Source organism: Jatrophihabitans sp. GAS493 (assembly GCF_900230215.1).
GTDB lineage: Bacteria > Actinomycetota > Actinomycetes > Mycobacteriales > Jatrophihabitantaceae > MT45.
The window spans coordinates 991,742-1,017,369 of record NZ_LT907982.1 but is presented as its reverse complement, the minus strand read 5'-3'; the positions used below and the strand labels follow the sequence as shown (position 1 = coordinate 1,017,369).

The following is a 25,628-nucleotide window of genomic DNA, read 5'->3' as shown; positions in this document are numbered from 1 at the left end:
CATGACCGGAATGACGTTCCCGGTATCGGGGATTGAAGCGCTTGCCGCTGACGCGCCCGCCGCCCCAGTGAGTAAGCGCATGCTCGAACTGCTGCGCGTCGCCGCGGCGGAGTCGGCCTCCCCCCAGCTCGCCGTCGCCGTCACCAACAGCGCCTCGCCCTGCGTGGTGTGGGCCAACGCCGCAATGCTGAATCTGCTACACGTCGAGCCCGAGGATCTCATCGGCCGAGCGCTGACCCAACATGAGCCCGGCCAGCGCGAGTTCGGCTCGCGCGATCCCGGCTACCGGGACCTTCGCGCGGTGGACCTGCGGGTCGTCGATCCACAGACCCCGGAGATCGGGGCGGACTGGCGCTCGGTCATCCTCGATGCGATGGAGCCGGCGCTGGCCACCGACCAGCCGCAGTGGCACAGCGCCACCGCCCGGATGCCCGACCGCAGAATCATCCAGGTCCAGGTCAAGGTGACCGGCGCGGCCGACGGCGGCTGGATCGCCTCACTGCGCCAGGTGAGCGACGAGGTGCGCGTCGCCGAGGAGGCCCAACGCGAGTCCGAGCACCGCTTCCGGGCCCTGGCCGAGTACGCCCCGGTCGGCATTCTCGCCTCCGAGGCCGGCGTGCGAGTCGGCTACGTCAACGCCCGCTTCGCCGAGATCACCGGCCGCGAGCGCCCGGCACTGCTCGGCACCCGGTGGCTGAACACCATCCACCCCGAAGACCTCCCCGGCCTCCTCGAGTCGTTGGACGAGGTGATGGCCGGCAAACCGATCGAGGCCACCGTCCGCATCGTCTCGGCGTCGGACTCGCAGCGCTGGGCCCAGTTCCGGCTCTCCCCGGTGACGACGCCACGGCGGGCCGGCGGCTTCATCGGCACCGTCGAGGACATCACCGCCCGCCGGGCGTGGGAGACCCAGCTGGCCTACCAGGCCGGCCACGACGCCCTCACCGGGTTGGCCAACCGCCGCAATCTCATGGAGACGCTCTCAGAACTGCTGACCAGCCGGCGCACCCGCGACCACAAGCTGGCGATTCTCTTCTGCGACCTGGACGGCTTCAAGCGAATCAACGACACGCTCGGACACGACGCGGGCGACCGGGTACTGATCGAGGTGGCCCAGCGCCTCTCGGCGACGGCCCGCGACCATGACCTGGTGGCACGCATCGCCGGTGACGAGTTCGTCGTCGTCATCCGGGAGATCCACGACATCGCCGACGCCGAAGCGGCCGCCGGACGACAACTGGCGGCGCTGGTCCCGGCCTTCCACGTGGCCGGTCAGTCGGTGCGTATCTCGGCCAGCATCGGGCTCGCCCTGGCCGAGGACTACGACGATCCGACGTCGCTGCTGCGGGCAGCCGACCGTGGCATGTACATCGCCAAGGGGACCGGGCAGGGGACGTTCCAGTCGGCCACGGCACTCGGTCGCGAGGGCATCAGCGAGCCGACCTTCGAACCTGACTTACCGGACGGCCGATGATCACGGCGGTCGACGTACTGGCCCGCTTCGAGGACCTGCCCTCGCGCGCCGGTGCGGCGGCGAAAGTACTTGTGCTGGCCGATGACCCGGACACCACCGCCACCGACCTGGCCAACGCGATCGGCACCGATCCGGCATTCGCCGCGCTCGTCATCTCGCTGGCCAACTCCGCGTACTACGGCCTGGGCGGCCGGGTGGCGACGCTGCACTATGCCGTCTCGGTGATCGGATTCCAGACGATCCGTAGCCTCGCCGTCACCCTCGCCGCAGGCCTGGACAACCCGAAGGCGGTTCCGACCGGCTTCTGGGAGCAGGCCGCCACCGCCGCCACCGCCTCGAACCTGCTGGCGCCGCTGCTCGGTGCCAGCGCGGGAGATGCCTTCAGCCTCGGGCTGGTGCACACCCTCGGTTCGGCGCTACTTCATCAGCACGAGCCGCTGCCTGCCCTCTGCCTGCCGTTCCCGGATGACGCCTACGAACTGGACGTGAAGGAGCGGGAGCTCTACGGCATCGGGCACGCCGCGGCCGGTGCCCAGGTGCTGGCTGGTTGGCACTTCCCGGAGCGTCTCTGTGCCCTCATCGCCGGCCACCACGCGCTGCCGCTGCCGAATGCGGCTCCGCTGGAGCGGGTGCTGCACGCCTCCCGATCACTGAGCGACCTGGTGCTGAGTGCCGACCCCAACCGGGAGCGCATCGTGCACTCGCTGGTCTGGATGAGCGAGGGGCGAATCTCACCGTCGGACGTCGACGGCCTGGCTCGCGACCTGGAGCGAGACGCCGAGTCCCTCCTCGCACTGCTGCCGACCTGACCTGAGCCGCCAGATCCGGCGATTTCGGTTGCCCGCTGAGGCAGACTGGTGACCATGTACGTCCCCCATCACTTCGCCGTCTCCGACGAAGAGACCCAGGCGATGCTCGCGTCGATCACCGCGGCGGAGCTGGTGACCCCGACGGCCTCCGGCCTGGTCGCCACCTTCCTCCCGCTGCTGTACGACGACCAGACGAAGTCGCTGCTCGGTCACTTCGCCCGGGCCAACGACCACTGGTCGGTGGAGCCCACCGGCGACTCATTGGTGATCGCCCGCGGCGGCGACGCCTACATCTCACCGACCTGGTACGCCGCCAAGCGGGAACACGGACGGGTGGTGCCGACCTGGAACTACAGCACCCTGCACGTCCACGGAAGGCTGCAGATTCACGACGACGTCGCATGGCTGGAGGAACTGGTCACCCAGCTCACGCAGCGGCAGGAGAGCGTCTTCGCCCAGCCGTGGCAGGTCACCGACGCACCCCGCAAGTACATCGATGGGCAGCTGAAGGCGATCGTCGGGGTCCAGCTGCACATCAGCCGCGTCGAATCGAAAGCAAAACTAGGGCAGAACCGCTCGATCGACGACCAGCTCGGCGTGGTCGAGGGGCTGCAGCGCGCCGATCCGCACGACACTGTCGCGCTAGCGATGCAGCAGAATCTGCGGGTCGAGTAACTACCTCCCACACCCCGTGCGCGACGATGAGCCGATGCACCCGAACGAGGAACTCATCCATCGCTTCTACCGCGCGCTCAACGACAAGGACGCCGAGACGATGGGCGCCTGCTATGCCGACACCGCGACCTTCACCGATCCCGCGTTCGGGCGGCTGAACGCGACCGAGGTGCGCGGGATGTGGAGCATGCTGCTGGGACGCTCGAAGGACCTACGCGCCGAGCTCTCCGGCGTGCGGGCCGACGACGACACCGGCGCTGCGCACTGGGACGCCTACTACACCTTCGGTGCGCGAAAGGTCCACAACTCGATCGACGCCACCTTCGGCTTCCGTGACGGGCTCATCATCGAGCACACGGACGTCTTCGACTGGCCCCGTTGGGCCGGGCAGGCCCTGGGCATCGGCGGGCGGCTGCTCGGACGGACCTCCTATCTGCATGAGAAGGCCCGGGCGACAGCGCGCCAGCAACTGGACGCCTACCTCGCCGACCACTGACCGGGGCGGGTTTGACACCTTCCGACTCTGGAGTTCTCGGTGCCAGTGTGGGCATGATGCAGTCATGGGGGAGGAGTTCGAGGGACCGTACCTGCGCTTCGCGGCCGACGCCCAGACGCTGGCCGAGATCGGCCGCGCACTGTTGGAGCAACCCCGAGCCATCGCCGTGCGGCTGACCCCGACCCTCTCCGACGCCGCCATCGCGGCCTGGCATCGCGACGAGAGCGCGGCGCTGCCGTCGCAGGAGACCCCGGCCCAGAGCAAGTTGCGAAATCGGGCCGGGGTGCTGGCGATGATCGGCCTGTCGATCGAGTCGGTGGGCTACACCGTCGGCGAGGAGATGACCGTAGTGCTGCCGGAGGACCTGAAGGCCGAGGCGATCCTGGCCGCGGCTTCGCTGCTCAACTAGCGACGAGACACCGGCAACGAGCGGCCCGCTACGACACCCCGGCTACGCAGTACCGGCTACGACACCCCGAGCAGGTCGACCACGAAGACGAGCGGGGTGTTCGGCGGGATGTCGGCGCCCTGGCCGGAGGCGCCATAGGCCAGCGATGGCGGCAGGATCATGATGCGCCGCCCACCGACCTTCATGGCCGGGATGCTGTCGGTGCCGGCGATCCCCTGCGTGAAGCCGGGGACGACCCCGGTGAGCGGGAAGCTGGTCGGCTCGCCCCGCGACCAGGAGGAGTCGAAGTTGTAACCGTCCGAAAGCCGCGCCCCGACGTACTGGACCTTCACCGTGGAGGTCGGCGTGGCCGGCGCCCCGCCACCGACGATGAGGTCGTCCACTTCGAGCTCGGTGGGCATATCGGTCGACTTCGAGGTGACCTTCGGCTCCTTGGTGATGTCGTTCGCGTTCTCCACGGTGACCCCCTTGAAGGTCGCCGTCGCGCCGCTGACCACCGAAGCCGACCCGCTGGCCGCGCTGGTCGCCGGCTTGCTCTTGCTCGCGCATCCGGTCAACACGAGGGCCAGCGCGAGTAGCGCGCCAGCGGCGACCGTGATTCTTTTCGACACAGAAACTCCAGATAGGCGAGGGTAAAAGCCGGCGTAAAGGCGGACGGAAAAAGTCTAGGTGAGGATAGCGGTACGCGCTGTGTCGAACACCAGGCGTCGTCAGCTGGCCAACCTTCCGTCGGCCATCCGACCTCGGCCAACCGGTCATATGCCAAGCTGAACGGGTGACTCTTCTGCGGGTAGCGGTGGCCGGAGGAACGGGCGTCGTCGGTCGGCATGTCGTCGCAGCGCTGCGGGGCGCCGAGTACGAACCGGTCGTCATCTCCCGCTCCAACGGCGTCGACCTCACCACCGGCCTTCGTCTAGCCGAGGCCCTCTCCGGCTGCGCCGGCGTCATCGACGTCAGCAACGTGAACACCAGCAGCCGCAAGACCTCCGTCGACTTCTTCTCCCGGGTCACGGAGAACCTGATCGCCGCCTCCACCGCGGCTGGGGTACAGCACCTGATTGCACTGTCGATCGTCGGCATAGACGACGTCGACTTCGCCTACTACGAGGGGAAGCGGCGGCAGGAGCAGATGCTGCTGGCCTCCGGCGCGCCGGTGACGATCCAGCGCGCCACCCAGTTCCATGAATTCGCCGGACAGATCCTGGCCCGCACCCAGAAGGGGCCACTCGCGCTGGTTCCGAAGATGCTGACCCAGCCGGTCGCGGCGGCCGAGGTGGGGGACCTGTTGGCTGAGCTCGTCCCGACTCAACCGGCCGGCCGGGGCGTCGACTTCGGCGGCCCGGAGCGTCACGAGCTCCCAGAATTGGTGAGGAAATTCCTGGCCGCCAACCAGGAGAAGGTGCGGGTGGTACCCGTCCGCATCCCCGGTTCGGCGGGTCGGGCGATGGCCAATGGGGCACTGACGACCGGAGCCGGAGCGCGCATCTCGACCATCACGTTCGATCAATGGCTGGCGGCACGACGAAGCTAAGCCTGCTAGCTCAGCAGGGACTGCCCTTAGCCGTGGCTTGGGAACACGCCTCCGGCGTGAGGTTCGCACCGGCCCATTTGGCGAGCTCCTGCAGCGCCGGCAGCAACGCCTGACCGCTCGGGGAGAGTTCGTAGACAACCATGACCGGCGGACCCTCGGCGACGGTTCGCTTCACGAGACCGGCCCGCCCAAGTTCGCTGAGACGATCTGACAGCATCGAGTCGCTGATACCGCTAACGCCGCGGGAGAGGGTCGAGAAGCTGGCCGGCCCGTCGAAGAGATTAGCCAGGATGACGCCATTCCAACGCTTGCCGAGGAAGTGGAAGGCCCGGTCGAGGGCGCCATCACACTGCAGGCTCGCCGTGATCGGGGTCTCGGAGGCGGTCATCTAGGGAATCATACGCCGTGGTGCTAGTGTTCCGCATGTAACTAGCAAATAACTAGTAACTCGCCGGACTGGAGCCAGCAATGACTGAAACACTCGCGCAGCACCCTTCGCTAGACGATGCGGGTCGCGCACTTCTGTTCACCGAAGCCCGCACCGCCAACAGCTTCACCGATGAGCCGGTGAGCGATGAGGTGCTCGCCGACATCTGGGAGCTCGCCAAGTGGGCTCCGACCGCCGCCAACACCCAGCCGCTGCGCGTGGTCTTCGTCCGCAGTGACGAGGGCAAGGCGCGCCTGCTGCCGCACATCGGCGAGGGCAACCGGGCCAAGACCGCCACCGCCCCGGTGGTCGCCATCCTGGCCGCGGACAACGACTTCCACGAGCACATCCCCACCGTCTTCCCGATCCGCCCGGAGATGCGCGAGCACTTCGCCGGTGACCCGAACCGGGGCGCGATGGCCAGCTTCAACGCATCGCTGCAGATCGGCTACTTCATCCTTGCGGTGCGGGCCGCCGGCCTCGTCGCCGGCCCGATGGCCGGCTTCGACCGCGCGGGGGTCGACGCGGAGTTCTTCGCCGACGGCCGCTTCAAGTCGCTGCTCGTAGTGAACATCGGCCACCCGGGTGAGAACCCGTGGTTCGACCGGCTCCCGCGACTCGACCACGACGCCGTCGTCCAGTACGCCTGATCCGTGACCGGTCGGGGAGGCTCCGGCCCGACCGACCGGTCAGGAATCGCCTTCGCTGAGCACCGATTCGCGGATCTTGGCGATGGCGAACCCCCAGGCTTGGGCCTGCTTCACCTTTCCCGGTAGGGCAATCTCCTGCGGATTGGTTACCACGTCGAGCAGCGCCGGGCCGCGTTGCTTCAGCGTGTCCCGGACGGCCTGCTCCAACGCCAGCGGATCCTCCACGCGGTTCGCGTGCAGGCCGATGGCCCGCGCGACCTGAGCGAAGTCCGGGTTATCGAGCACTGTGCCGAACTCGGGCAGTCCACCCTGCTCCTGTTCGAGTTTCACCATGCCGAGGCGCCCGTTGTTGAAGACGAAGAGCTTCACCGGCAGGTTGTGACTCACCGCGGTGATCAGGTCGCCGAGCAGCATCGACAGCCCACCGTCGCCGCAGAAGGCGATGACCTGGCGCCGCCGGTCCAGGGCCTGTGCGCCGAGCGCCTGTGGCATCGCGTTGGCCATCGAGCCGAGGTTGAACGAGCCGAGCAGCTCACGGCGGCCGGACATGGTGACGAAGCGACTCAGCCACACGGTGGACATTCCGGTGTCAGTGGTGAAGATGGCGTCCTCGTCGGCCTGCCGTCCGACCAGATCGGCCAGCAGTTCCGGACGGATCAGGTCCTCGCTGTTGTCGAAGCGCTCCCGGATACGCCCGACCAGCCCCTTGTCCCGCTGCGGGTCGGTGAGGACCTGCTGTCGTTTGACCCATGATTCGTAGGCCTCTCGACTCTTCGAGAGGTGCAGCTCGTCGTCCTTGGGCGCAACGCTGGCCGCGAGGGCAGCCAGCGTCGGCGCCGCGTGTCCGACCAGCCCCAGGTCCACGGAGGTCCGTCGTCCGATCTGCTCGGCCCGCACATCGACCTGGACGACGGTCTTACCGACCGGATACCACTCCCGGTACGGAAAGTCGGTCCCCACCATCAGGAGCAAGTCGCAGTCGTCGAAGGCCTTCGAGGCGGCCGGGTTGCCTATCAGCCCGCTCTGGCCGACCTGGTACGGGTTGTCCTGCTCCAGCCCGGGTTTGGCCTTCAGACTGAGCACCATCGGCGCGTTCAGCTTCCGGGCCAGAGCCAGCAATTCATCGCGAGCTCCCCGGGCGCCGATGCCGACCAGCAGGGTGACCTTCTCGGCCGCGTCTATAAGTTTCGTCGCCTCGGCCAGCGCCGCGGCGCTCGGCTGGGTCGGCGGATGAGCCGCGACGATTCGCGGCGACGCCGTCCCCTTCGGTAGCTCCAGCTCGCCGACGTCGCCGGGGAGGGTCAGCACCGCGACGCCGGGGGACTGCAGCGCGGCCTGGATCGCGGCCTGCAGCATGGTCGGTGCCTGCTCGGCCGCCGTGACCGTCCGGCTGTAGACGGCGACATCGGTGAAGAGGAGGTCGTTGTTCACCTCTTGGAAGTAGTCGCTACCAAGTTCGGCCAACGGCACCTGACCGCAGATGGCCAGCACCGGCGCGTGTGACTTCTTGGCGTCGTAGAGACCGTTCAGCAGATGGATCGAGCCCGGCCCGACCGTCCCCATGCAGACACCGATCGTGCCGGTGAGCTGGGCCTGCGCGCCGGCGGCGAAGGCGCCCACCTCCTCGTGCCGGACCCCGAGCCACTCGATCCGCTCGTCACGGCGGATCGCATCGGTGATCGGGTTCAGCGCGTCCCCCACTACGCCCCAGACTGTGCGAACCCCCTGCTCCGCAAGGGCTTCCACAATCATCTCGGCGACCGTCGTCATCGCGTCTCCTCTCTTTGGTTCTCCTCTTGTCGAACTCGACTTCCGGTTGCATGAGCTCGACCGGAGCGGGCTTCATCCGTATTTGTTTACCCATCTGCCTGGGATAGCAATCAGCGGCAGAGCCATCGACGGCTCAGCTGGTATGAAACCGAAAGTGGATTCCGCGACGAATTACCAGGCTGCTGGGCGATTCCCGGGGCTGGGCGATGTTTGGGAATTATCGGCGATGGGCAGAACGTCTTTCGAAAGCAGTCACCACAAACATAGGGGTAACGACATGATTGCGCTCGGTATCGTTCTGCTCGTCATCGGCTTCCTGGCCCACGTCTCGATCATCTGGACGCTAGGAATCATCGCGGTCGTAGTCGGCGCAGTTCTGGCCATCGTCGGCGGTGCCGGCCACGAGGTTGGTGGCCGTCGGCACTGGTACTAAACACATCGCACAACCACTTCGCGTAGCCATACCGCTACGCAGTAGTTAGCAAGTGCTAATAGCGTGAGCCACCGTCCCGTCGGGCGGTGGCTCGCCCTATTTCAACCCCTGTTCCCCCAACTTGACTGGTGAGTAACAATGGCGCCATGGTCATCGCGTCGAGTTCGATCCACTCCATTGCCACCGCTGAATTGGCCGGGGTCTCCAAGTACAAGCGCGAGCTGTTCGCACTGCGTCTGGACCGCTGGTGGCGCGATCTCTACGAGGGTCTGGTCGCGGTCTACGGCGAGGGCGCCGATGCGCTGGCGGTTCGTCTGGTGCAACTGGCCGCCAACGCCTACCGGGACCGCGAGGCCGAACTTCACCGTCTGGACATGCAGCGGACACTCGATCCGGAGTGGCTGCAGGCTCCCCGCATGCTCGGGTACGCCACCTACACCGACCGGTTCGCCGACGACCTGGAGGGCGTCGGAAAACAGGTCGAGTACCTGAAGGAACTCGGCGTCACCTATCTGCATCTGCTGCCACTGCTGCGTCCGCGCGATGGGGACAACGACGGCGGGTACGCGGTGGCCGACTACCGCACCGTCCGCCCCGACCTCGGCACGATGGACGACCTGCGCGAATTGGCGACGAAACTGCGCTCCGAGGGGATCAGCCTGGTGCTGGACCTCGTCCTCAACCACGTGGCCCGCGAGCATCCGTGGGCCGAGGCGGCCCGGGCCGGCGACCCGAAGTACCGCGCTTTCTTCTACGCCTTCGACGATCGGCGTACCCCCGACGCCTACGAGCGCACCCTCCCCGAGGTCTTCCCGGACTTCGCTCCCGGCAACTTCACCTGGGACTCGGAGATGAACGCCTGGGTCTGGACCACGTTCAATTCCTGGCAGTGGGACGTCAACTGGACCAACCCGGACGTCTTCTACGCCTACGCCGACATCATTCTCTTCCTGGCCAACCAGGGCGTCGAGGTGCTCCGGCTGGACGCAATCGCCTTTCTTTACAAGCGCAGAGGCACCGACTCGCAGAATCAACCCGAGGTGCACTCGATCACGCAGGCGCTGCGAGCGGTGGCCCGGATCGCCGCCCCGGCGCTCGCCTTCAAGGCCGAGGCGATCGTCGACCCGACCGAGCTCGTCCAGTACCTCGGGCAGGGAACCCACTACGGCAAGGTCAGTGAGCTGGCCTACCACAACAGCCTGATGGTGCACATCTGGTCAATGCTCGCCTCCCGTGATGTGCGGATGGCCGCCGGTGCCTTACGAGCGCTGCCACCGATACCGGCCGGCACCGCCTGGATCACCTACGTTCGCTGCCACGACGACATCGGCTGGGCGATCAGCGACCGCGATGCCGACGCGGCCGGCGCCAGCGGACCGGGCCATCGGGCGTTTCTAGCCGACTATTACAGCGGAAAGTACCAGGGATCCCCGGGACGGGGCCTGGTCTTCCAATACAACCCGGCCACCGGGGATCGGCGCATCAGCGGCAGTCTGGCCAGCCTGGCCGGCATCGACGCCCTACCGCCGCACGACGCGGTGAACCATCAGCAGGCCGTCGACCTGCTGGTCGGACGCATCCTGGTCGCCCACGCGATCGCGTACGGCTGGGGCGGGGTCCCGGTGCTCTGGATGGGCGACGAGCTGGCCCTGCCGAACGACTCGCACTGGGCCGAGGACCCGGCCCACAAGAATGACAACCGTTGGGTGCACCGCCCGAAGATGCCGTGGGACGTCGCCTCGCTGCGCCACGATCCGGCCAGCATCCAAGGGCGGGTCTTCGCCGGGCTGGTCCGGCTGGGCGAGGTACGCGGACGGCTGCCCTATCTGAGCGCGTCGGTGCCGGCCGAGGTGCTGGAGGTGTCCGACCCGGGTGTGCTGCCGGTGCTGCACCGCCACCCGATCGGGCCGATGCTCGGGCTCTACAACGTCACCGAGACCTGGCGCGCCTTCCCGATGCAGGTGCTGACGAACCTGGGGCTGCACAACCCGAAGGACGAGCTGAGCGGGGCGCTGCTGGTCGCCGAGCCCGACGGCAACATCTGGCTCGGCCCCTACGTCACCCGGTGGATCACATCGGCCTGACCCCTCCGACGGCGAATCTCCTGCACTCTGCGTACCTGGGTGCGCATAGTGCAGGAGATTCCCGTGGCCCCGGGCGACCAGCGCGGGTTACTTCTTGAACTTGGGCATCGTGGTGGCGCGTCCGCGTAGGACCGTCATCAGCTGTGCCGCCGCCTTCTCCGTCTTCGCGGTCCGCTCGAAGGTCATCGCGGCCAGCAGCGGCTTCATGCGCTGCCGGGTGATCGCCTTGGCGTAGGTGAATTCGCGCAGCCCGTCGGCACCGTGGATGCGTCCGAAGCCGGAGTCGCCGACCCCGCCGAAGGGCAGCGACGGCACGCCGGCGAAGGCCATCACCGAGTTCACCGACGCCATCCCCGAACGCACCCGGCGGGCCAGCTCCATCCCCCGCTCCTTGGCGAAGATCGACGCGCCCAGCCCGTAGCGGGTCGCATTGGTGAGCTCCACCGCCTCGTCCATCGACGACACCTTCTTGACGGTCAGCGTCGGGCCGAAGGTCTCCTCGGTGATCGCGATCGAGTCCTCGGGAACGTCGGTGATGATCGTCGGCTGCACGTAGCGATCGCCGACCGAGTTCGGGCCCCCCAGCACGAACGTCCCACCACGAGCGGCGGCGTCGGCAATGTGGCTGGCGATCACCTTCAACTGCGACGGCATGGTGATCGGCCCGACGAGCCCCCCCGGCTCAGCACTTAGCTCGACCGCCTTGGCTTTCGCCTTCAGTTCGCGGATGAACTGGTCGTAGACGCGCTCATGCACGTAGGCCCGCTCCATTCCGATGCAGGTCTGCCCGGCGTTGGACATGGCACCCCAGAGCGCGGCGTCGGCCGCCGCCGGCACATCGGCATCGGAGTCGACGATGATCGAGTCCTTGCCGCCGGCCTCGATCACCACCGGGGTGAGCGTCTCGGCGCAGGCGGCCATCACCTTCTTGCCGGTGGCCGTCGATCCGGTGAAGGCGAGCTTGTTCACCCCTGCCTTGCAGAGCGCCGCTCCGGTGGCGCCGAGGCCGGTGATCACCTGGAGCACCGGGTGCTCGGGCGCGATCTCGGTCCAGGCGTCGGCGAGCCAGGTGCCGACGCCCGGCGAGAACTCACTCGGCTTGAAGACCACTGCGTTCCCGGCAGCCAGCGCATAGGCGATCGAGCCCATCGGCGTCAGCACCGGGTAGTTCCATGGCCCGATGACACCGACGACACCGAGCGGGCGGTACTCCACGGTGGCGGCCTGGTTGGCCATCAGCAGGCCGGAGGAGACCTTCTTCGGGCCGAGCACCTTCTCCGCATGCGAGCCGGCCCAGGCGATGTGATCGATCGCGATCATGATCTCCAGCTGGGCGTCACCATGCGGCTTACCGGTCTCTTCGTGCGAGACGTTGGCCAGCTGCATGACCCGGCGGGTGATAACCGCGTTCCACTTGTCCAGGTACTCGCGGCGTCCGGCGAAGGAGAGCGTCGACCACCAGACCGCGGCCTCGCGGGCCCGGGCCACGGCGGCCGCGACGTCTGCCTCGTCGTGAATCGGATAGGTGCCGACGACATCGCCGGTGGCCGGGTTGAGCGACTCGAACTTCTCGGTCATCGAATGTCCTTATTTCTTAGGAGTAACTGGAACAGAAGCAGGAGCTGGAACTACAGATGATCGGCGGCCGCGAGCACTGGGGCATCGGAGGCCTTCAGCAGATCGGCGGCCTTCTCGGCGATCATGATCGTCGGCGCGTTGGTGTTTCCGCGGACCACCACCGGCATCACCGAAGCGTCCACCACGCGTAGCCCGTCGATGCCGCGCACCCGCAGCTGCGCGTCGACGACGGACTGCTCGCTCGTTCCCATCGCGCAGGTGCCGACCGGGTGATAGAGCGTCTGGGCCTGAGCCCGGATGTGCTCGACGAGCTCGGCGTCGGTCGGGTTGGCCGCGCCGGGCAGGAACGGGCCGGCGATGAGCTTGCCCAGGGCGCCGGAGTTGGCGATCTCGGCGGCCCGGCGGCAGCCGGCCACCATCGCGTCCATATCGCTCTGGTCGTCGAAGTACGCCGCGTCGATCTCGGGGTGCCAGCTCGGGTCGGTCGAGCGCAGCCGCAGTCGACCGCGGCTGGCCACGCTGACCAGGGTCGGAGCGACCGTCACCGCCCGGACCGAAGCCTCGTGCATGCCGTTGTCGTAGAAGGCGGTCGGGGCCAGGTGGATCTGCATGTCCGGCGCCGCCAGGCCGTCGCGGGTCGGGAAGAAGGCACCCGACTCACCGATGTTGGAGGCCAGCGGGCCGCGGCCGGTCGCCTTCCACTGCAGGACGTAGCGCAGGGTCAGCTGCTCGACGATGTCGCGGGTGTTCCTGGTCCGCCAGATCATCGGTACCGCCGGGTGGTCGTGCAGGTTCTCCCCGACACCGGGAAGGTCGGCCACCACGTCGATCCCCTGCTCCCGCAGGTGCCCGGCCGGGCCGATGCCCGAGAGCATCAGCAGCTGTGGGCTGTTGACGGCACCGCCGGAGAGGATGACCTCCCGCTCGGCCATCGCTTCATAGACGTGCCCGCCCAGGCGGTAGCTGACTCCAACCGCCCGGGTGCCCTGCAGCAGCACGCGCTGGACGAGGGCTCCGGTCTGCACGGTGAGGTTCGACCGCTCGAGCGCCGGGCGCAGATAGGCGTCGGCCACCGACCAGCGGACGCCCTTCTTGCAGGTGACCTGATACTGACCGGCGCCCTCCTGCTCGGCGCCGTTGAAGTCGTCGTTCGGCTTGAGACCGGCGGCCACCGCCGACTCGACCCAGGCCGTCCCCAACTCGCTGGTGTAACGCCGGTCTTCGACGTGCAGTGGGCCGGCCTGGCCGTGGTAGCTGTCGTGCAGACGAGTGTTCGTCTCCGCCTTGATGAAGTACGGCAGCACGTCGTCATAGCCCCACCCGGTCGCGCCGTGGGCGTCGCGCCAGCCGTCGTAGTCAGCCCGGTTGCCCCGGATGTAGATCATCGCGTTCATCGACGAGCAGCCGCCGAGCGCCTTCATCCGCGGCCAATAGGCGCGGCGACCATTGAGCTGCTTCTGCTCGGCGGTGTAGTACTGCCAGTCCCACTTGGTCTTGAAGAGGGCCGAGAAGGCGGCCGGCATCTTGATCTCGTCGGCATCGTCCTCGCCGCCGGCTTCCAGCAGCAGCACCCGCACCTGCGGGTTCTGCGAGAGACGTGCCGCGAGCACTGCTCCGGCGCTGCCAGCTCCCACGATGATGTAGTCGAACTCTTCGCGGTCAGACACCTGCGCTCCTTCAGAATCGGTGACGCCGTTCACACTGGCAACGAACGTACCTTGGACATCGTGTCACGTACAACGGCACCGCGGAAAGCCCGGGCGGGGCGCCAGCTTCAGCGGATTCCGTCCCAGATCTGTCGCTGCGCAGCCCTCGGATCGGTGACGACCCGGCTGTCGGTATCGAAGACCCGCACCGTCCGGGCTTCGCCATAGACCGGCCATCCCGGCGCACCGCTCGTGACGAAGCAGACCCAGGCGGCGTGCATCGTGTCGGCGACCGACTGCGGTGGGTTCGGACCGGTGGCCGCGAGCAGGTTCACGTCGTCGAGGTTGTCGAAGGCGAAGCCGATCTCGAACGCGTGCGCAGCGCCCAGCCGCCCCCCGTACTGCGGCGAGCGCCAGGCGAACTCGTACATGTACGTGTCGGCGCCGTGAACAGCTCGGGCCTCGGCCTGGCGAATCGCCGGGACCCGGAAGAACCAGTCGGTGAGGGCCGCCGTGAAGAGCTGGCCGTCGGTGGCGTCGGGCAGCCCCTCGCGGTAGGCCGCCACCGCCTTCGTCGCGTCGGCGCCGAGGGAGCCCAGGATGTAGAGCAGCGCCTGGTCGTTGACGGCGTCCTCGATGCCGGTCGGGACGAGGAAGAGGGTGTGCTCGTCGGTATTGGTTCCGGTCAGCAGCGCCACGTCGGCTGAGGCACCGTCGGCCAGGGCCTGGATCGGCAACCGGGTGATCAACTCGCCGTCGATGCACGGCTCGAACGCCATCATGTTGCCCGCGACCTCGCCCCACTTCGTCGGGTCGGGCATCTTGGCGATGTCGCGAGACAGCGCGGCCTGGGCGTCCATGAGCTCCGGTATGGGGACGCCACCGAAGCCCGCTACGGTCGCCTCCACGCCCAGGCGCTGGGCCAGTGCGGCGGTGACCTTGGCCGCCGTCTCGGCCGAGTGGGCGTGATGGCCGGCGCCGCTCTCGGTGATCGCTGCCCGGAAGAGACCACGCGCCGCCGGTAGCGCGAGCAGGGTCGTCACGCTCATCGCGCCGGCCGACTCACCGCCGATCGTCACCCGGGTCGGGTCCCCGCCGAAGGCGGCGATGTTGCGCTGGACCCACTGCAGCGCCGCGATCTGGTCGAGCAGGCCACGGTTGGCCGGGGCCCCGTCGAGCAGCAGGAACCCGTCGGCCCCGAGGCGATAGTTGATCGTCACGCAGACGACGCCGTCACGGGCGAAGTTCGACCCGTCATAGGTGCTCACCGCGCCGGTTCCGTTGACGAAGGCGCCACCGTGGATCCAGACGAAGACCGGAAGGCCGCCGGTCGCGCCGGCCGGCGTCCAGACGTTGAGGTTGAGCACGTCATCGCCGTCGATGCTCGGCTCGGGGAGAATCTCATCGATCGGCTTGGGGTACGGCGGTTTCGGCACGGTCGGTCCGTATTGGCTGGCGTCGCGCTCGCCCACCCAGTGCGGGGGTGCCGCCGGTGCCTGGAAGCGCAGTTCACCGAACGGCGGGGCGGCGTAGGGAATGCCCTTGAAGGAGCTGACGGCGTCGATGACGATGCCCCGCAGGGTCCCCTGCTCGATCTCGACGGACACAGTTGCGTACTGGGCGGACTGGGTAGTCGCTTGGGAGGTGGTCACGGGGGTGACTATTGCACTCTCGAAGCGGGTAGGCCAGATCTGGGATGTGTCTCAGGCGAAGTTCATCCGGACGGCCGCAGCTAGTGGACGAGCACCTTCAGCAGCACCATGATCAGGCCCAGGCTTCCGGTGAAGAGGACGAAGATTACGGCCCGCAGCATCGGCATTCGCATGCGCCGGGCCACCAGCGCGCCCCAGCCGAAGAGTTCGGCCACGTCGACGATCAGCGCGACGGTGAGGGCGGTATCCAGCTTCACCCCGAAGAGGGTGAGGACGACCAGGGTCGCGATCGGCAAGAACGCACTCTCCACGATCGGCCACTGGGCCCGCAGGTGATGCAGGACGACCCGTCCGATCGGGACGCTGCTGGTGCCGACGAAGCTGACACCGTCGCCGACGGCGTCGGTGTAGGCGTGGGCCAGCCAGAAGACGATCAGCGTGGAGACGATCAGCACGATGACGTCCCACAGCGACTTCTCCAGCGAACTGGCCACCACCAGCAGCGACGCCGACATGATGCTCCCGTAGATGGCGCTCGCCGGGTTGCCGACGAGCCGGCGCTGGTGATTGTTGTAGTTCAGCCCCCGCGACGCGGCCTCCGGGATCGCGGGCTGGCGCTTGGCCGGATGCTCACCGGCCCGGGTCGTGCCGCGGGTCGTCCCGCCGCGTCTGGTGGCGCCGTGGGGAACGGCGCCGGCCACCTGCCGGGGTGGCATACGCGGGCGCCAATACGAGTTGACGCGTCGATCGGCGGTGGGGTTCGGCACCGGCACATCATCGCAGCCGGGCCCGGCCCAGCTGCAGATCGGGCGACTGCTTGAGAATGAGCGAATGAGCGACTACCGGCTCCGCCCGCCCGGCCTCGACGACGCGGGCGCAGTGGCCGCCTTCCAGACGGCGGCCTGGAACGACGCCTATGCGGGCATCGTCTCCGCCGATTACCTGGACCGCACGACGGTGCAGGTGCGCCGGCAACGCTGGGCGCAGCGGATCCTGGCCGGCGAGCGGCTGATCATGCTGGCCGAGACCGGTGGCGAACTCGTCGCGGTGGCGAGTTCCGGCAGCAAGGACGGCGGGCTGGAACTCATCACCCTGTATCTGGCTCGCGCGCACTGGGGTACGGGCCTGGCCGAAACCTTGCTGCAGGCGGTGATCGGTGAGCGGGCGGCCCACCTGTGGGTCTTCGAGGCGAACCCGCGGGCGATCGCCTTCTACCGAAAGCAGGGATTCGCACCGGACGGTACCGCCAAGATCGACGAGGACACCGGCCTGGCGGAGGTCCGGATGACGCGCGGGTAACCCGTCCGGGGCTGGAGGCGGTGGCCCGAGCGGACGTAATCTCTGTTCATGACAACGCGCATCCCGCATTGGATCGACGGCCGACTCAGCTCGACGCCGAGTTCCCGCACCTCCCCCGTCTACAACCCGGCCACCGGCGAGATCGCGGCCGAGGTCGAGCTGGCCGGCAAGGCCGAGGTCGACCACGCGATCAGCGGCGCGGCCGATGCGGCCCGGCAGTGGCGCCACAGTTCGCTCAGCCGCCGTTCACAGATTCTCTTCGCGTTCCGGGCGCTGCTGCACGACCGGGCCGACATGCTGGCCGCGATCATCACCGCCGAGCACGGCAAGGTGCTCTCGGATGCCGGCGGCGAGATCGCCCGCGGCATGGAGAACGTCGACTTCGCCTGCGGCATCCCGCAGCTACTCAAGGGCGGCTTCTCCGAACAGGCCGCGACCGGCATCGACGTCTACTCCATCCGGCAGCCGCTGGGCGTGGTCGCCGGGATAACGCCGTTCAACTTCCCGGCGATGGTGCCCCTCTGGATGTGCGCGAACGCGATCGCCTGTGGCAACGCGTTCGTCCTCAAGCCGAGTGAGAAGGACCCGTCCAGTGCGCTGTTCATCGCCGCGCTCTGGAAGGAGGCCGGCCTGCCCGACGGCGTCTTCACCGTGCTCAACGGCGACAAGGAGGCGGTGGACGCTATCCTCACGAACCCGCAGGTGAAGGCGGTGAGCTTCGTCGGCTCCACCCCGATCGCCAGCTACATCTACGCGACCGGCACCGCGAACGGCAAGCGCGTCCAGGCCCTGGGTGGCGCGAAGAACCACATGGTGGTGCTCCCGGACGCGGACGTGAACATGGCCGCCGACGCGGCTGTCTCGGCCGCCTACGGCTCGGCCGGTGAGCGCTGCATGGCGATCTCGGTCGCCGTGGCCGTCGGTGGCGTAGGTGACGCGCTCATCGACGCGATCTCCGAGCGGCTGCCCAAGTTGAAGATCGGCCCGGGCACGAACCCCGATTCGGAGATGGGTCCGCTGATCACCCGCGAGCATCGGGACAAGGTCTCCTCCTACATCGAGGCCGGGGCCGCCTCCGGCGCCACCGTGGTGGTGGACGGGCGGGACGCCGACCTCCCGACCGACGGGTTCTTCCTCGGGGTGACGCTGCTCGATCACGTCACGCCGGCGATGAGCGTCTACACCGACGAGATCTTCGGCCCCGTCCTCTGCGTCGTGCGGGCCGAGACCTACGCCGAGGCGCTGGAGCTGATCAACGACAACCCGTACGGCAACGGAACCGCCATCTACACCCGCGACGGCGGGGTGGCCCGGCAGTTCCAGTTCGAGGTGGAGGCCGGCATGGTCGGCATCAACGTACCGATCCCGGTGCCGGTGGGGTACTACTCCTTCGGCGGCTGGAAGGCCTCCCTCTTCGGCGACACCCACATGTACGGGCCGGAGGGGGTCAACTTCTTCACCCGGGGCAAGGTGGTCACGTCGCGGTGGCCGGATCCGGCCAGCTCCAGCGTCGACCTCGGCTTCCCCCGCAACCACTGACCCTCGACCTCCACGCTTTTGGCACAGCTGCAGGGATTATCCCGGTCGCTGTGCCAAAAGCGGAGTAACGAAAGGTGACCCGCATGACCACCACCACCGACTCGGCCGCTCTCGCCGCTCTCGCCGCTCTCGAGGCAACGATCCGCCGCGACGACCGGGCGCACGTCTTCCACTCCTGGTCAGCGCAGGCCAAGATCGACCCGCTGCCGATCGAACGGGCCCTCGGGGTGAACTTCTGGGACTACGAGGGGAAGAAGTATCTCGACTTCTCCTCGCAGCTGGTGAACGTCAACATCGGCTACCAGCACCCGAAACTGGTCGCCGCCATCCAGGAACAGGCCGGGAAACTCTGCACGATCGCCCCGTCGTTCGCCAACGAGTCCCGCAGCGAGGCGGCTCGGCTGATCAGCGAACTGGCCCCCGGCAGCCTGAACCAGGTCTTCTTCACCAACGGCGGTGCCGAGGCCAACGAGAACGCGATCCGGATGGCTCGCATCCACACCGGCCGCCCCAAGGTGATGTCGGCCTACCGTAGCTACCACGGCTCGACCGCGGCCGCGATCGCCCTCACCGGTGACCCACGGCGCTGGGCCAACGAGCTCGGTTACTCCGGAATCCCCGGGGTGGTGCGCTACTTCGGGCCGTACCTGTACCGCTCAGCCTTCTACGCCCAGACGCCCGAGGAGGAGACCGAGCGGGCGCTGGCCCACCTGCGCCAGGTGATCCAGCTCGAGGGACCGCAGACGATCGCCGCCATCATCTCCGAGACGGTGGTCGGGACCAATGGCATTCTCGTCCCGCCGCCGGGCTACCTCGCCGGTCTGCGGGCGATCTGCGACGAGTACGGGATCCTCATGATCAGCGACGAGGTGATGGCCGGCTTCGGCCGCTGCGGTGAGTGGTTCGCCGTCGATCACTGGTCGATCACCCCCGACCTCATCACCTTCGCCAAGGGCGTCAACTCCGGCTACCTGCCGCTCGGTGGCGTCATCATCTCCGACGCCATCGCGGACACCTTCGCCGAGCGCCCCTTCCCCGGCGGTCTCACCTACAGCGGGCACCCGCTGGCCTGCGCCTCGGCCGTAGCCTCGATCAACATCTTCAAAGAGGAACGCATCGTCGAAAATGCCCGAGAAATAGGCGAATCCGTCATCGGGCCGGCGCTGCGGGAGATGGCCGAACGGCACCCGAGCATTGGCGAGGTGCGCGGGCTGGGCGTGTTCTGGGCGCTCGAACTGGTGAAGGATCGCAGTACTCGCGAACCGCTCGTCCCCTTCAACGCCGCCGGCGCAGACGCAGCACCCATGAACGAGTTCATGACGGCCTGTAAAACTAAGGGACTCTGGCCGTTCGTGCACTTCAACCGGACTCACGTCGTGCCGCCGTGCACCATCACCGCCGACGAAGCCCGTGCGGGACTGGCGATGCTCGACGAGGCGCTGGAGACGGCCGATCAGTACTACGTCGGTAGCTGAGGTGAAACCGATACGGGGCTGAGCTTCGAATCTATTCCTGACAGTCATCACCGACGTTAGGAAAGATTCAATGTTTTCCAAGAAGATTGCCTCGACCATAGCCGTGTTAGCCGCCGCCGGCGCGATCAGCCTCACCGCCTGCTCCTCGGACAGCACCTCCGCCGCGTCGACCACCGCGGCACCGTCCTCGGCTCTCTCGACCGCGCCGGTGGCTACCATCCCAAGCCTCACCGGCGTCTCGACCGCGGTCGCGTTGGACAAGGGCTTCACCGACGCGCTGACGACGCTGAAGCTCACGCCGGGAACGGTCGGTACCGCAACGCTGGCCGACGGCTCCATCAGCTTCCCGATCACCGGCGGGAATGTAACGTATTACACGCCTGGTTCGGTGAAGCCCTACGTTCAGGGCAACATCGAGCACATGGGTTCGGGTCTGTCGCTCACCGCGGGCACCGGTGCCACCGCGACCGTCGTGAATCTGACCAACTTCGACATCGATCCGGGCAACAACTCCACGCTCTACGGGGACGTCGCAGTTGACGGCAAGACAGCCGCCACCCACACCAAGCTTTTCGACCTGGACGGTACGACGCTCAAGCCACTGGAGACCTCGGGTGACACCGCGATCCTCGAAGGCACCCGGGTGCTGATGTCGGAGAACGCCGCCACGCTGCTGGACAAGACGTTCAACACCGACGCGGTCAAGGGCGGCCTGCTGATCGGCGTCGCCAAGATCACCGTCAATACCAAGTAGAAACAACACGATCTGCCCTCAGCGAGCATCCCCGCGCCCCTGCGTGGAGTGCTCGCTGAGTGGCGATCGCCGCAGACGGTGCGCGGGGGCTGACGAGCAGGTGGTGACTGCGGACGCCCCCGCGCATCTTTACTCTCGCGTTGGCCGTGGGCCGGTATCGCTGGATCCGGCAAAGCCATTCTGTCGCCACGCCTCATACGTCACCAAGGCCGCGCAGTTGGCCAGGTTCAACGACCGCAGGCCGGGCAGCATCGGGATTCGTACCAGCTCGGTGATCCGCGGGTCGGCCAGCACCTCGTCGGCCAGGCCGGTGGGTTCGGCACCGAACATCAGCACGTCCCCGGACCGATAGCTGACGTCGCTATAGATGCGATCGGCTTTGCCGGTAAAGGCGAAAGTCCTGGCGGGCTGCTCCGGCGCCACTGGATTCACCGCCAGCACCGGCCAGGCCGCCTCCAGATTCTCGTGCACGGTGACCGAGGCCAGGTCGTGGTAGTCGAGGCCCGCCCGGCGCAGTTTCGCGTCCGAGAGATCGAAGCCGAGCGGCCCGATCAGGTGCAGCTCGCATCCGGTGGCCGCCACCAAGCGGATGGCATTCCCTGTATTTGGCGGGATCTTCGGCTCGACGAACGCTATCCGGAACATGCCAGGATCTCTCCCCGCTGCCGGCTCACAGCGCGTCGTGGGTGAAGCGGCCGCCGAGCACGGTCGCCGTCACGGGCAGGTGACGCAGCTGCTCGGCCGAGGCGCCCCAGGCATCCAGGTCGACGATCACCAGGTCAGCCGGCGCCCCCTCGACCACCGGACCCGCCGTCGACGCCTCCAGCGCCTCGTCGAAGGTGATCTCCTGCTCCGGGTGCCAGCTCGGACGGCCGCCCCGGCTGTGACTCACCGCCGCCGCGATACTTATCCACGGGTCGAGAGGGGCCACCGGAGCATCCGAGCCGAGCGCGATCATCGCTCCGGCATCGAGCAGGGAGCGCAGCATGAAGGCCCGATCGGTTCGGCCGGCCCAGTAGCGGTCGGCGACGTCACGGTCATCCATGGCGTGCTCGGGCTGCACGCTGGCGACCAGGCTCAGCTCCGCGAAGCGCGGCAGGTCACCTCGGGTCAGCAACTGGGCGTGCTCGATGCTCCCGCGAGCGCCGGAGTCGGCGAAGGCCTGCAGGGCCAGCGAATTGGCGTGATCACCAATGGCGTGAATCGCCGACTCGATGCCGGAGCGGGCGGCCCGGCTCATCAGCTCAGTCAGCTCAGCCGGATCGACGACCAACAATCCATAGGGGTTCTCGGACTCTTCCAGTCCCGGGTAGGGCCGGTGGCAGTAGGCGGTGCGCGTGTTCAGCGATCCGTCGGTGATGATCTTCAGCGGGCCCATGCTCACCAGACCGTCGGTGTCGGGGATGACGTCGCCGGTCTGCAGCCGCCGGGCGATCGCCTCCTCCAGCTTCGGCGTCCAGACGCCGCAGGCGACCCGGAGGGACCGGTTCCCCTGGTTGACGCGGCGCGTCCAGGCGTCGATCGACCAGGGCGCCTCCAGATCCAGCAGGCCGACCAGCCCGCGACTGGCTGCCGTCGCCGCGGCGTCGGCGGCCCACTGGTCGAGCACCTCCTCCGCGACCTCGCCGAGCCGGCCGTAGATCCCCATCGCCTCGGACTCCAGCAGCAGTCCGGTCGGATGCTCACCCAGACCGAACTGGGCCAGGGCGGCCGAGTTCCCCCACGCGCAGTGCAGGTCGCCGCTGACCAGTACCACCGGGGTCGTGCCACTGACCGCGTCGAGGTCGTCGCGGTGCGGGGTGTCCGGCCAGAGCGCGTCCCGGAACCCGTAGCCGACCAGCAACTCGCCCTGGACGAGCGGTCCATCGGTCGAGGTGGAGTTGAGCCGGTCGCCCACCAGCGCGGTGGCGTGCTCCGCCGACTCGGCCGCCGACACGTCCAGGCGGCGACTCACCTGGGCCCACTGGTCGAAGTGCACGTGGTGATCCCACAGGCCGGGGAGTACGAATCGCCCGTCCAGATCGATGGATTCCGCCGAGGAGTAGAGGTCAGCGCCGATGCGTTCGATGACCCCGTCTCGTATCAGGAGGTCCATCGGCTGGCCCGCTTCGCTCAATCGGCCCGAACGCAGCAGCAGTTCACTCACCCATTGATTCCATCACACGCTGGTAGTTTCGACGGTGTTCGACAGTCAGCCACGAGTCGGGGGATCCCGAGCGATTGGAGCGATCGTGACGCAGCGAGCGGAGAGCGAGTGCTGGCTCACCGACATGGACGGGGTTCTCGTCCATGAGGACCAGGCGTTGCCCGGAGCCAAGGAGTTTCTGCAGCGGCTGATCGAGCGCGAGCGGCGCTTCCTGGTGCTCACCAACAACTCGATCTACACGCCGCGCGACCTGGCGGCCCGATTGGCCCGCTCCGGGCTGACCGTCCCCGAGGAGTCGATCTGGACGTCCGCGCTGGCCACCGCCACCTTCCTCAGCGATCAACTCCCACAGGGTTCGGCCTATGTGATCGGCGAGGCCGGACTCACCACGGCACTGCACGAGGTCGGCTACACCCTCACCGATGCCGACCCGGATTACGTCGTCCTCGGCGAGACTCGCACCTACTCGTTCGAGGCGATCACGAGCGCGATCCGGCTCATTGAGCGCGGGGCCCGCTTCATCGCCACCAACCCGGACGCCACCGGACCCTCAGCCGAAGGCCCGATGCCGGCCACCGGGTCGGTCGCCGCCCTGATCACCCGGGCCACCGGCCGGGAGCCGTACTTCGTCGGCAAGCCGAACCCGATGATGTTCCGCAGCGCGATGAACCGGATCGAGGCCCATTCGGAGACGACGACCATGATCGGCGACCGGATGGACACCGACGTGGTGGCGGGAATCGAGGCCGGGCTGGAGACGATTCTGGTGCTCACCGGCTCGACGCAGCGCGCGGATATCGAGAAGTACCCGTTCCGTCCGAGTCGGGTGCTCAACTCCATCGCCGACGTCGTCGACCTGATCTAGAACTGCCCACCGCTTTTGGCACACCGGCCGGGATAGTCCCTGCAGGTGTGCCAAAAGCGCAGAGTCAGAACCAGCTCGGGGACATCGCCAGGGTGGTGTCGTCCAGGCTCTCCAGCAGGTCGAACTGCGGGGAGGTCTTGGGCAGTTCCCAGTTGAAGAAGTACCGGGTGGCCTGCCGCTTCCCGTCGTAGAACGCCCCCTCGGACGTTCCGGCGGCTAGTAACTGCTCCAGCCAGACCCAGGCCAGCACCACGTGCCCGACCGCCTCGAGGTACACCGAAGCGTTGGCCAGGCTGAGCGCCACATCGCCGCTGCCGTGCAGTTTGCCGGTGACCGTCTCGACCCGCGAGATCGCCGCCTCCAGCGTCGCGGCGTAGCCAGCCGCCCCCGGCACCGACGCGGCCCGGGCGGTGCTCGCCCGCATGGTCGCCAGCAGCAACTGCAGCCCGGCGCCACGGGCCATCGTCACCTTGCGCCCGAGTAGGTCGATGGCCTGGATGCCGTGCGTCCCCTCGTGGATCGGGTTGAGCCGGTTGTCCCGGTAGAACTGCTCCACGTTGTAGTCGCGGGTATAGCCGTAGCCGCCGTGGATCTGGATCGCCAGGTCATTGCCGGCCAGGCACCACTGCGACGGCCAGCTCTTGGCGATCGGGGTGAGCACGTCTAGCAGCAGCGCCGCGCGCTCGCACTCCTGCGCCGTCGGCGCGCTCGCCTGCTCGTCGACGAGCTTGGCGCAGTACATCCCCAGCGCCAGCCCACCCTCGGCGTAGGACTTCTGGGCCAGCAGCATCCGACGCACGTCGGCATGCTCGATGATCGGCACCGGGGGCTGTGCCGGGTCCTTGCTCTGCACCGGCCGACCCTGCACCCGGGTTCGCGCGTACTCCAGCGCGTGCAGGTAACCGGTATAGCCCAGCGCGGTGGCGCCGAGCCCGACACCGACCCGCGCCTCGTTCATCATGTGGAACATCTGGGCCAGCCCCTGGTGCGGCTCACCGACCAGATAGCCCACGGCTCCGCCGACCCCGCCCGGACGGTGCGTCCCCTCGCCGAAGTTCAGCAGCGTGTTCGTCCCGCCGCGGTAGCCCATCTTGTGGTTGAGGCCGGCCAGCACGACGTCGTTGCGCTCACCGGTCGACCCGTCCGCGTTGAGCAGGAACTTGGGGACGATGAAGAGCGAGATGCCCTTCACCCCGGGTGGCCCGTCGGGGATCTTGGCCAGCACCAGGTGCACGATGTTCTCCGACAGCTCGTGGTCACCGCCGGAGATCCACATCTTGTTGCCGACCAGCCGGTAGCTGCCGTCGTCCTGCGGGACGGCGCGGGTGGTGATATCGGCCAGCGACGAACCGGCCTGCGGCTCGGAGAGGCACATCGTGCCGAAGAAGCGTCCGTCCAGCATCGGACGGGCCCAGGTATCGATCTGCTCCTGACTGCCGTGCGCGACGAGCAGTGCCGCATTCCCCAGGGTCAGGAACGGGTAGACGCAGGTTCCGACGTTTGCGGCCTGGAACCACATCATCGCGGCCTTGGAGACCACGACCGGCAGCTGCATGCCACCGATCGAATGATCGAAGGTGCCGGCCAGCAGCCCCGACTCGGCGAAGGCGTCCAGCGCCTCGCGCACCTGCGGAATGAGCACCACCTTGCCGTCGACGAGGTGCGGCTCATTGGCGTCGGCCAGTTTGTTGTGCGGGGCGAACTTCTCGGTGGCGATCTTCTCGGCCAACTCGAGGACGGCGTCGAAGGTTTCGCGGGAGTGCTCGGTGTAGCGCTCGCGGGTGGTGAGGTCGGTGACCTGCAGCCACTCGTAGAGGACGAAGTCGAGATCGCGCCGGGAGAGGATCAGGGAACCCATCTGGCCACCGTAACCCAGGCCCGTGGAGAACGAAGCACAGCAGAATCTCGCAGGCGGA

At 67.8% G+C, this 25,628-nt stretch carries 24 protein-coding genes; 14 read left to right on the top strand and 10 right to left on the bottom strand.

Features of this window, described 5'->3' with window-relative positions:
* Nucleotide 1 precedes the first annotated feature (1 nt).
* From CPH63_RS04675 to CPH63_RS04655, 5 genes are all read left to right on the top strand, one after another.
* On the top strand, nt 2–1,474 hold the full coding sequence (locus CPH63_RS04675) for a sensor domain-containing diguanylate cyclase (protein WP_096301785.1): 1,473 nt from the start codon (nt 2–4) through the stop codon (nt 1,472–1,474).
* The gene (locus tag CPH63_RS04670; protein ID WP_096301784.1) at nt 1,471–2,283 is read left to right on the top strand and encodes an HDOD domain-containing protein; all 813 of its coding nucleotides are present in this window, start codon (nt 1,471–1,473) and stop codon (nt 2,281–2,283) included. Before CPH63_RS04675 ends, CPH63_RS04670 begins: the two co-directional genes overlap by 4 nt.
* Nucleotides 2,284–2,337: 54 nt before the next feature.
* Nucleotides 2,338–2,958, top strand: a complete 621-nt coding sequence (locus CPH63_RS04665; RefSeq protein ID WP_096301783.1) for an FMN-binding negative transcriptional regulator — start codon at nt 2,338–2,340, stop codon at nt 2,956–2,958.
* A 34-nt stretch (nt 2,959–2,992) separates the two neighbouring features.
* Nucleotides 2,993–3,454, top strand: coding sequence for a nuclear transport factor 2 family protein (locus CPH63_RS04660; RefSeq protein ID WP_096304949.1), 462 nt, complete (start codon nt 2,993–2,995; stop codon nt 3,452–3,454).
* 64 nt (nt 3,455–3,518) lie between these two features.
* Nucleotides 3,519–3,863 carry a hypothetical protein gene (locus CPH63_RS04655; protein ID WP_096301782.1) on the top strand — a complete coding sequence of 115 codons (345 nt, stop codon included), beginning with the start codon at nt 3,519–3,521 and terminating at the stop codon, nt 3,861–3,863.
* Nucleotides 3,864–3,919: 56 nt separating this feature from the next.
* Here CPH63_RS04655 and CPH63_RS23110 read toward each other — a convergent pair whose 3' ends face one another.
* Nucleotides 3,920–4,474, bottom strand: a complete 555-nt coding sequence (locus tag CPH63_RS23110; RefSeq protein ID WP_241895810.1) for an FKBP-type peptidyl-prolyl cis-trans isomerase — start codon at nt 4,472–4,474, stop codon at nt 3,920–3,922.
* Between the two features lie 164 nt (nt 4,475–4,638).
* On the opposite strand from CPH63_RS23110, the gene CPH63_RS04645 reads away from it, so the two are divergent.
* A complete protein-coding gene (locus CPH63_RS04645) occupies nt 4,639–5,394 on the top strand; it encodes an SDR family oxidoreductase (protein WP_197704576.1) in 756 nt (251 codons plus the stop codon).
* A gap of 10 nt (nt 5,395–5,404) precedes the next feature.
* On the opposite strand, the gene CPH63_RS04640 is transcribed toward CPH63_RS04645, so the two are convergent.
* Complete coding sequence (locus tag CPH63_RS04640; RefSeq protein ID WP_096301781.1) at nt 5,405–5,782, bottom strand: helix-turn-helix domain-containing protein; 378 nt, start codon at nt 5,780–5,782, stop codon at nt 5,405–5,407.
* Nucleotides 5,783–5,862: 80 nt separating this feature from the next.
* Between CPH63_RS04640 and CPH63_RS04635 the strand changes: the two genes are divergently transcribed.
* A complete protein-coding gene (locus tag CPH63_RS04635) occupies nt 5,863–6,471 on the top strand; it encodes a malonic semialdehyde reductase (protein WP_096301780.1) in 609 nt (202 codons plus the stop codon).
* A gap of 39 nt (nt 6,472–6,510) precedes the next feature.
* Here the strand turns inward: CPH63_RS04635 and CPH63_RS04630 are convergent, their stop codons facing one another.
* Nucleotides 6,511–8,241, bottom strand: a complete 1,731-nt coding sequence (locus CPH63_RS04630; protein ID WP_096301779.1) for a thiamine pyrophosphate-dependent enzyme — start codon at nt 8,239–8,241, stop codon at nt 6,511–6,513.
* A 277-nt stretch (nt 8,242–8,518) separates the two neighbouring features.
* Between CPH63_RS04630 and CPH63_RS22545 the strand changes: the two genes are divergently transcribed.
* Nucleotides 8,519–8,674, top strand: a complete 156-nt coding sequence (locus CPH63_RS22545; protein ID WP_096301778.1) for a DUF6131 family protein — start codon at nt 8,519–8,521, stop codon at nt 8,672–8,674.
* Between the two features lie 146 nt (nt 8,675–8,820).
* Nucleotides 8,821–10,758 (top strand): alpha-amylase family protein, encoded by a 1,938-nt coding sequence (locus CPH63_RS04620; protein ID WP_096301777.1) that lies wholly within the window; start codon nt 8,821–8,823, stop codon nt 10,756–10,758.
* Nucleotides 10,759–10,845: 87 nt separating this feature from the next.
* Here the strand turns inward: CPH63_RS04620 and CPH63_RS04615 are convergent, their stop codons facing one another.
* From CPH63_RS04615 to CPH63_RS04600, 4 genes are all read right to left on the bottom strand, one after another.
* Nucleotides 10,846–12,336, bottom strand: a complete 1,491-nt coding sequence (locus CPH63_RS04615; protein WP_096301776.1) for an aldehyde dehydrogenase family protein — start codon at nt 12,334–12,336, stop codon at nt 10,846–10,848.
* A 50-nt stretch (nt 12,337–12,386) separates the two neighbouring features.
* On the bottom strand, nt 12,387–14,003 hold the full coding sequence (locus CPH63_RS04610) for a GMC family oxidoreductase (RefSeq protein ID WP_096301775.1): 1,617 nt from the start codon (nt 14,001–14,003) through the stop codon (nt 12,387–12,389).
* A 107-nt stretch (nt 14,004–14,110) separates the two neighbouring features.
* Nucleotides 14,111–15,634: a carboxylesterase/lipase family protein gene (locus CPH63_RS04605; RefSeq protein ID WP_206745644.1), complete on the bottom strand. Its 1,524-nt coding sequence runs from the start codon at nt 15,632–15,634 to the stop codon at nt 14,111–14,113.
* An 80-nt stretch (nt 15,635–15,714) separates the two neighbouring features.
* Entirely contained in the window at nt 15,715–16,401 is a 687-nt protein-coding gene (locus tag CPH63_RS04600) for a hypothetical protein (protein WP_157749276.1), read from the bottom strand.
* 64 nt (nt 16,402–16,465) lie between these two features.
* Between CPH63_RS04600 and CPH63_RS04595 the strand changes: the two genes are divergently transcribed.
* The 4 genes from CPH63_RS04595 to CPH63_RS04580 all read left to right on the top strand — a co-directional run bounded on the left by CPH63_RS04595 (nt 16,466) and on the right by CPH63_RS04580 (nt 20,701).
* On the top strand, nt 16,466–16,933 hold the full coding sequence (locus CPH63_RS04595; RefSeq protein ID WP_157749275.1) for a GNAT family N-acetyltransferase: 468 nt from the start codon (nt 16,466–16,468) through the stop codon (nt 16,931–16,933).
* Between the two features lie 48 nt (nt 16,934–16,981).
* The gene (locus CPH63_RS04590) at nt 16,982–18,472 is read left to right on the top strand and encodes a CoA-acylating methylmalonate-semialdehyde dehydrogenase (RefSeq protein ID WP_096301771.1); all 1,491 of its coding nucleotides are present in this window, start codon (nt 16,982–16,984) and stop codon (nt 18,470–18,472) included.
* A gap of 83 nt (nt 18,473–18,555) precedes the next feature.
* A complete protein-coding gene (locus CPH63_RS04585) occupies nt 18,556–19,947 on the top strand; it encodes an aspartate aminotransferase family protein (protein WP_096301770.1) in 1,392 nt (463 codons plus the stop codon).
* Between the two features lie 70 nt (nt 19,948–20,017).
* Nucleotides 20,018–20,701, top strand: a complete 684-nt coding sequence (locus CPH63_RS04580; RefSeq protein WP_096301769.1) for a hypothetical protein — start codon at nt 20,018–20,020, stop codon at nt 20,699–20,701.
* Nucleotides 20,702–20,830: 129 nt separating this feature from the next.
* Here the strand turns inward: CPH63_RS04580 and CPH63_RS04575 are convergent, their stop codons facing one another.
* Together CPH63_RS04575 and CPH63_RS04570 are read right to left on the bottom strand one after the other, a co-directional pair.
* Nucleotides 20,831–21,346, bottom strand: a complete 516-nt coding sequence (locus tag CPH63_RS04575; RefSeq protein WP_096301768.1) for a tRNA (cytidine(34)-2'-O)-methyltransferase — start codon at nt 21,344–21,346, stop codon at nt 20,831–20,833.
* A 25-nt stretch (nt 21,347–21,371) separates the two neighbouring features.
* Nucleotides 21,372–22,847, bottom strand: coding sequence for an amidohydrolase (locus tag CPH63_RS04570; protein ID WP_197704574.1), 1,476 nt, complete (start codon nt 22,845–22,847; stop codon nt 21,372–21,374).
* A 124-nt stretch (nt 22,848–22,971) separates the two neighbouring features.
* Here CPH63_RS04570 and CPH63_RS04565 point away from each other — a divergent pair, with 124 nt between their 5' ends.
* Complete coding sequence (locus CPH63_RS04565) at nt 22,972–23,712, top strand: HAD-IIA family hydrolase (RefSeq protein ID WP_096304945.1); 741 nt, start codon at nt 22,972–22,974, stop codon at nt 23,710–23,712.
* A 64-nt stretch (nt 23,713–23,776) separates the two neighbouring features.
* Here CPH63_RS04565 and CPH63_RS04560 read toward each other — a convergent pair whose 3' ends face one another.
* Nucleotides 23,777–25,570, bottom strand: a complete 1,794-nt coding sequence (locus CPH63_RS04560) for an acyl-CoA dehydrogenase (RefSeq protein ID WP_096301767.1) — start codon at nt 25,568–25,570, stop codon at nt 23,777–23,779.
* Between the last annotated feature and the right edge of the window lie 58 nt (nt 25,571–25,628).

Coding starts and splice junctions, on each gene's coding strand:
- CPH63_RS04675 (WP_096301785.1), top strand. CDS start 2: ATGACCGGAATGACGTTCCCGGTATCGGGGATTGAAGCGCTTGCCGCT.
- CPH63_RS04670 (WP_096301784.1), top strand. CDS start 1,471: ATGATCACGGCGGTCGACGTACTGGCCCGCTTCGAGGACCTGCCCTCG.
- CPH63_RS04665 (WP_096301783.1), top strand. CDS start 2,338: ATGTACGTCCCCCATCACTTCGCCGTCTCCGACGAAGAGACCCAGGCG.
- CPH63_RS04660 (WP_096304949.1), top strand. CDS start 2,993: ATGCACCCGAACGAGGAACTCATCCATCGCTTCTACCGCGCGCTCAAC.
- CPH63_RS04655 (WP_096301782.1), top strand. CDS start 3,519: ATGGGGGAGGAGTTCGAGGGACCGTACCTGCGCTTCGCGGCCGACGCC.
- CPH63_RS04640 (WP_096301781.1), bottom strand. CDS start 5,782: ATGACCGCCTCCGAGACCCCGATCACGGCGAGCCTGCAGTGTGATGGC.
- CPH63_RS04635 (WP_096301780.1), top strand. CDS start 5,863: ATGACTGAAACACTCGCGCAGCACCCTTCGCTAGACGATGCGGGTCGC.
- CPH63_RS04630 (WP_096301779.1), bottom strand. CDS start 8,241: ATGACGACGGTCGCCGAGATGATTGTGGAAGCCCTTGCGGAGCAGGGG.
- CPH63_RS22545 (WP_096301778.1), top strand. CDS start 8,519: ATGATTGCGCTCGGTATCGTTCTGCTCGTCATCGGCTTCCTGGCCCAC.
- CPH63_RS04620 (WP_096301777.1), top strand. CDS start 8,821: ATGGTCATCGCGTCGAGTTCGATCCACTCCATTGCCACCGCTGAATTG.
- CPH63_RS04615 (WP_096301776.1), bottom strand. CDS start 12,336: ATGACCGAGAAGTTCGAGTCGCTCAACCCGGCCACCGGCGATGTCGTC.
- CPH63_RS04595 (WP_157749275.1), top strand. CDS start 16,466: ATGAGCGACTACCGGCTCCGCCCGCCCGGCCTCGACGACGCGGGCGCA.
- CPH63_RS04590 (WP_096301771.1), top strand. CDS start 16,982: ATGACAACGCGCATCCCGCATTGGATCGACGGCCGACTCAGCTCGACG.
- CPH63_RS04585 (WP_096301770.1), top strand. CDS start 18,556: ATGACCACCACCACCGACTCGGCCGCTCTCGCCGCTCTCGCCGCTCTC.
- CPH63_RS04580 (WP_096301769.1), top strand. CDS start 20,018: ATGTTTTCCAAGAAGATTGCCTCGACCATAGCCGTGTTAGCCGCCGCC.
- CPH63_RS04575 (WP_096301768.1), bottom strand. CDS start 21,346: ATGTTCCGGATAGCGTTCGTCGAGCCGAAGATCCCGCCAAATACAGGG.
- CPH63_RS04565 (WP_096304945.1), top strand. CDS start 22,972: ATGGACGGGGTTCTCGTCCATGAGGACCAGGCGTTGCCCGGAGCCAAG.
- CPH63_RS04560 (WP_096301767.1), bottom strand. CDS start 25,570: ATGGGTTCCCTGATCCTCTCCCGGCGCGATCTCGACTTCGTCCTCTAC.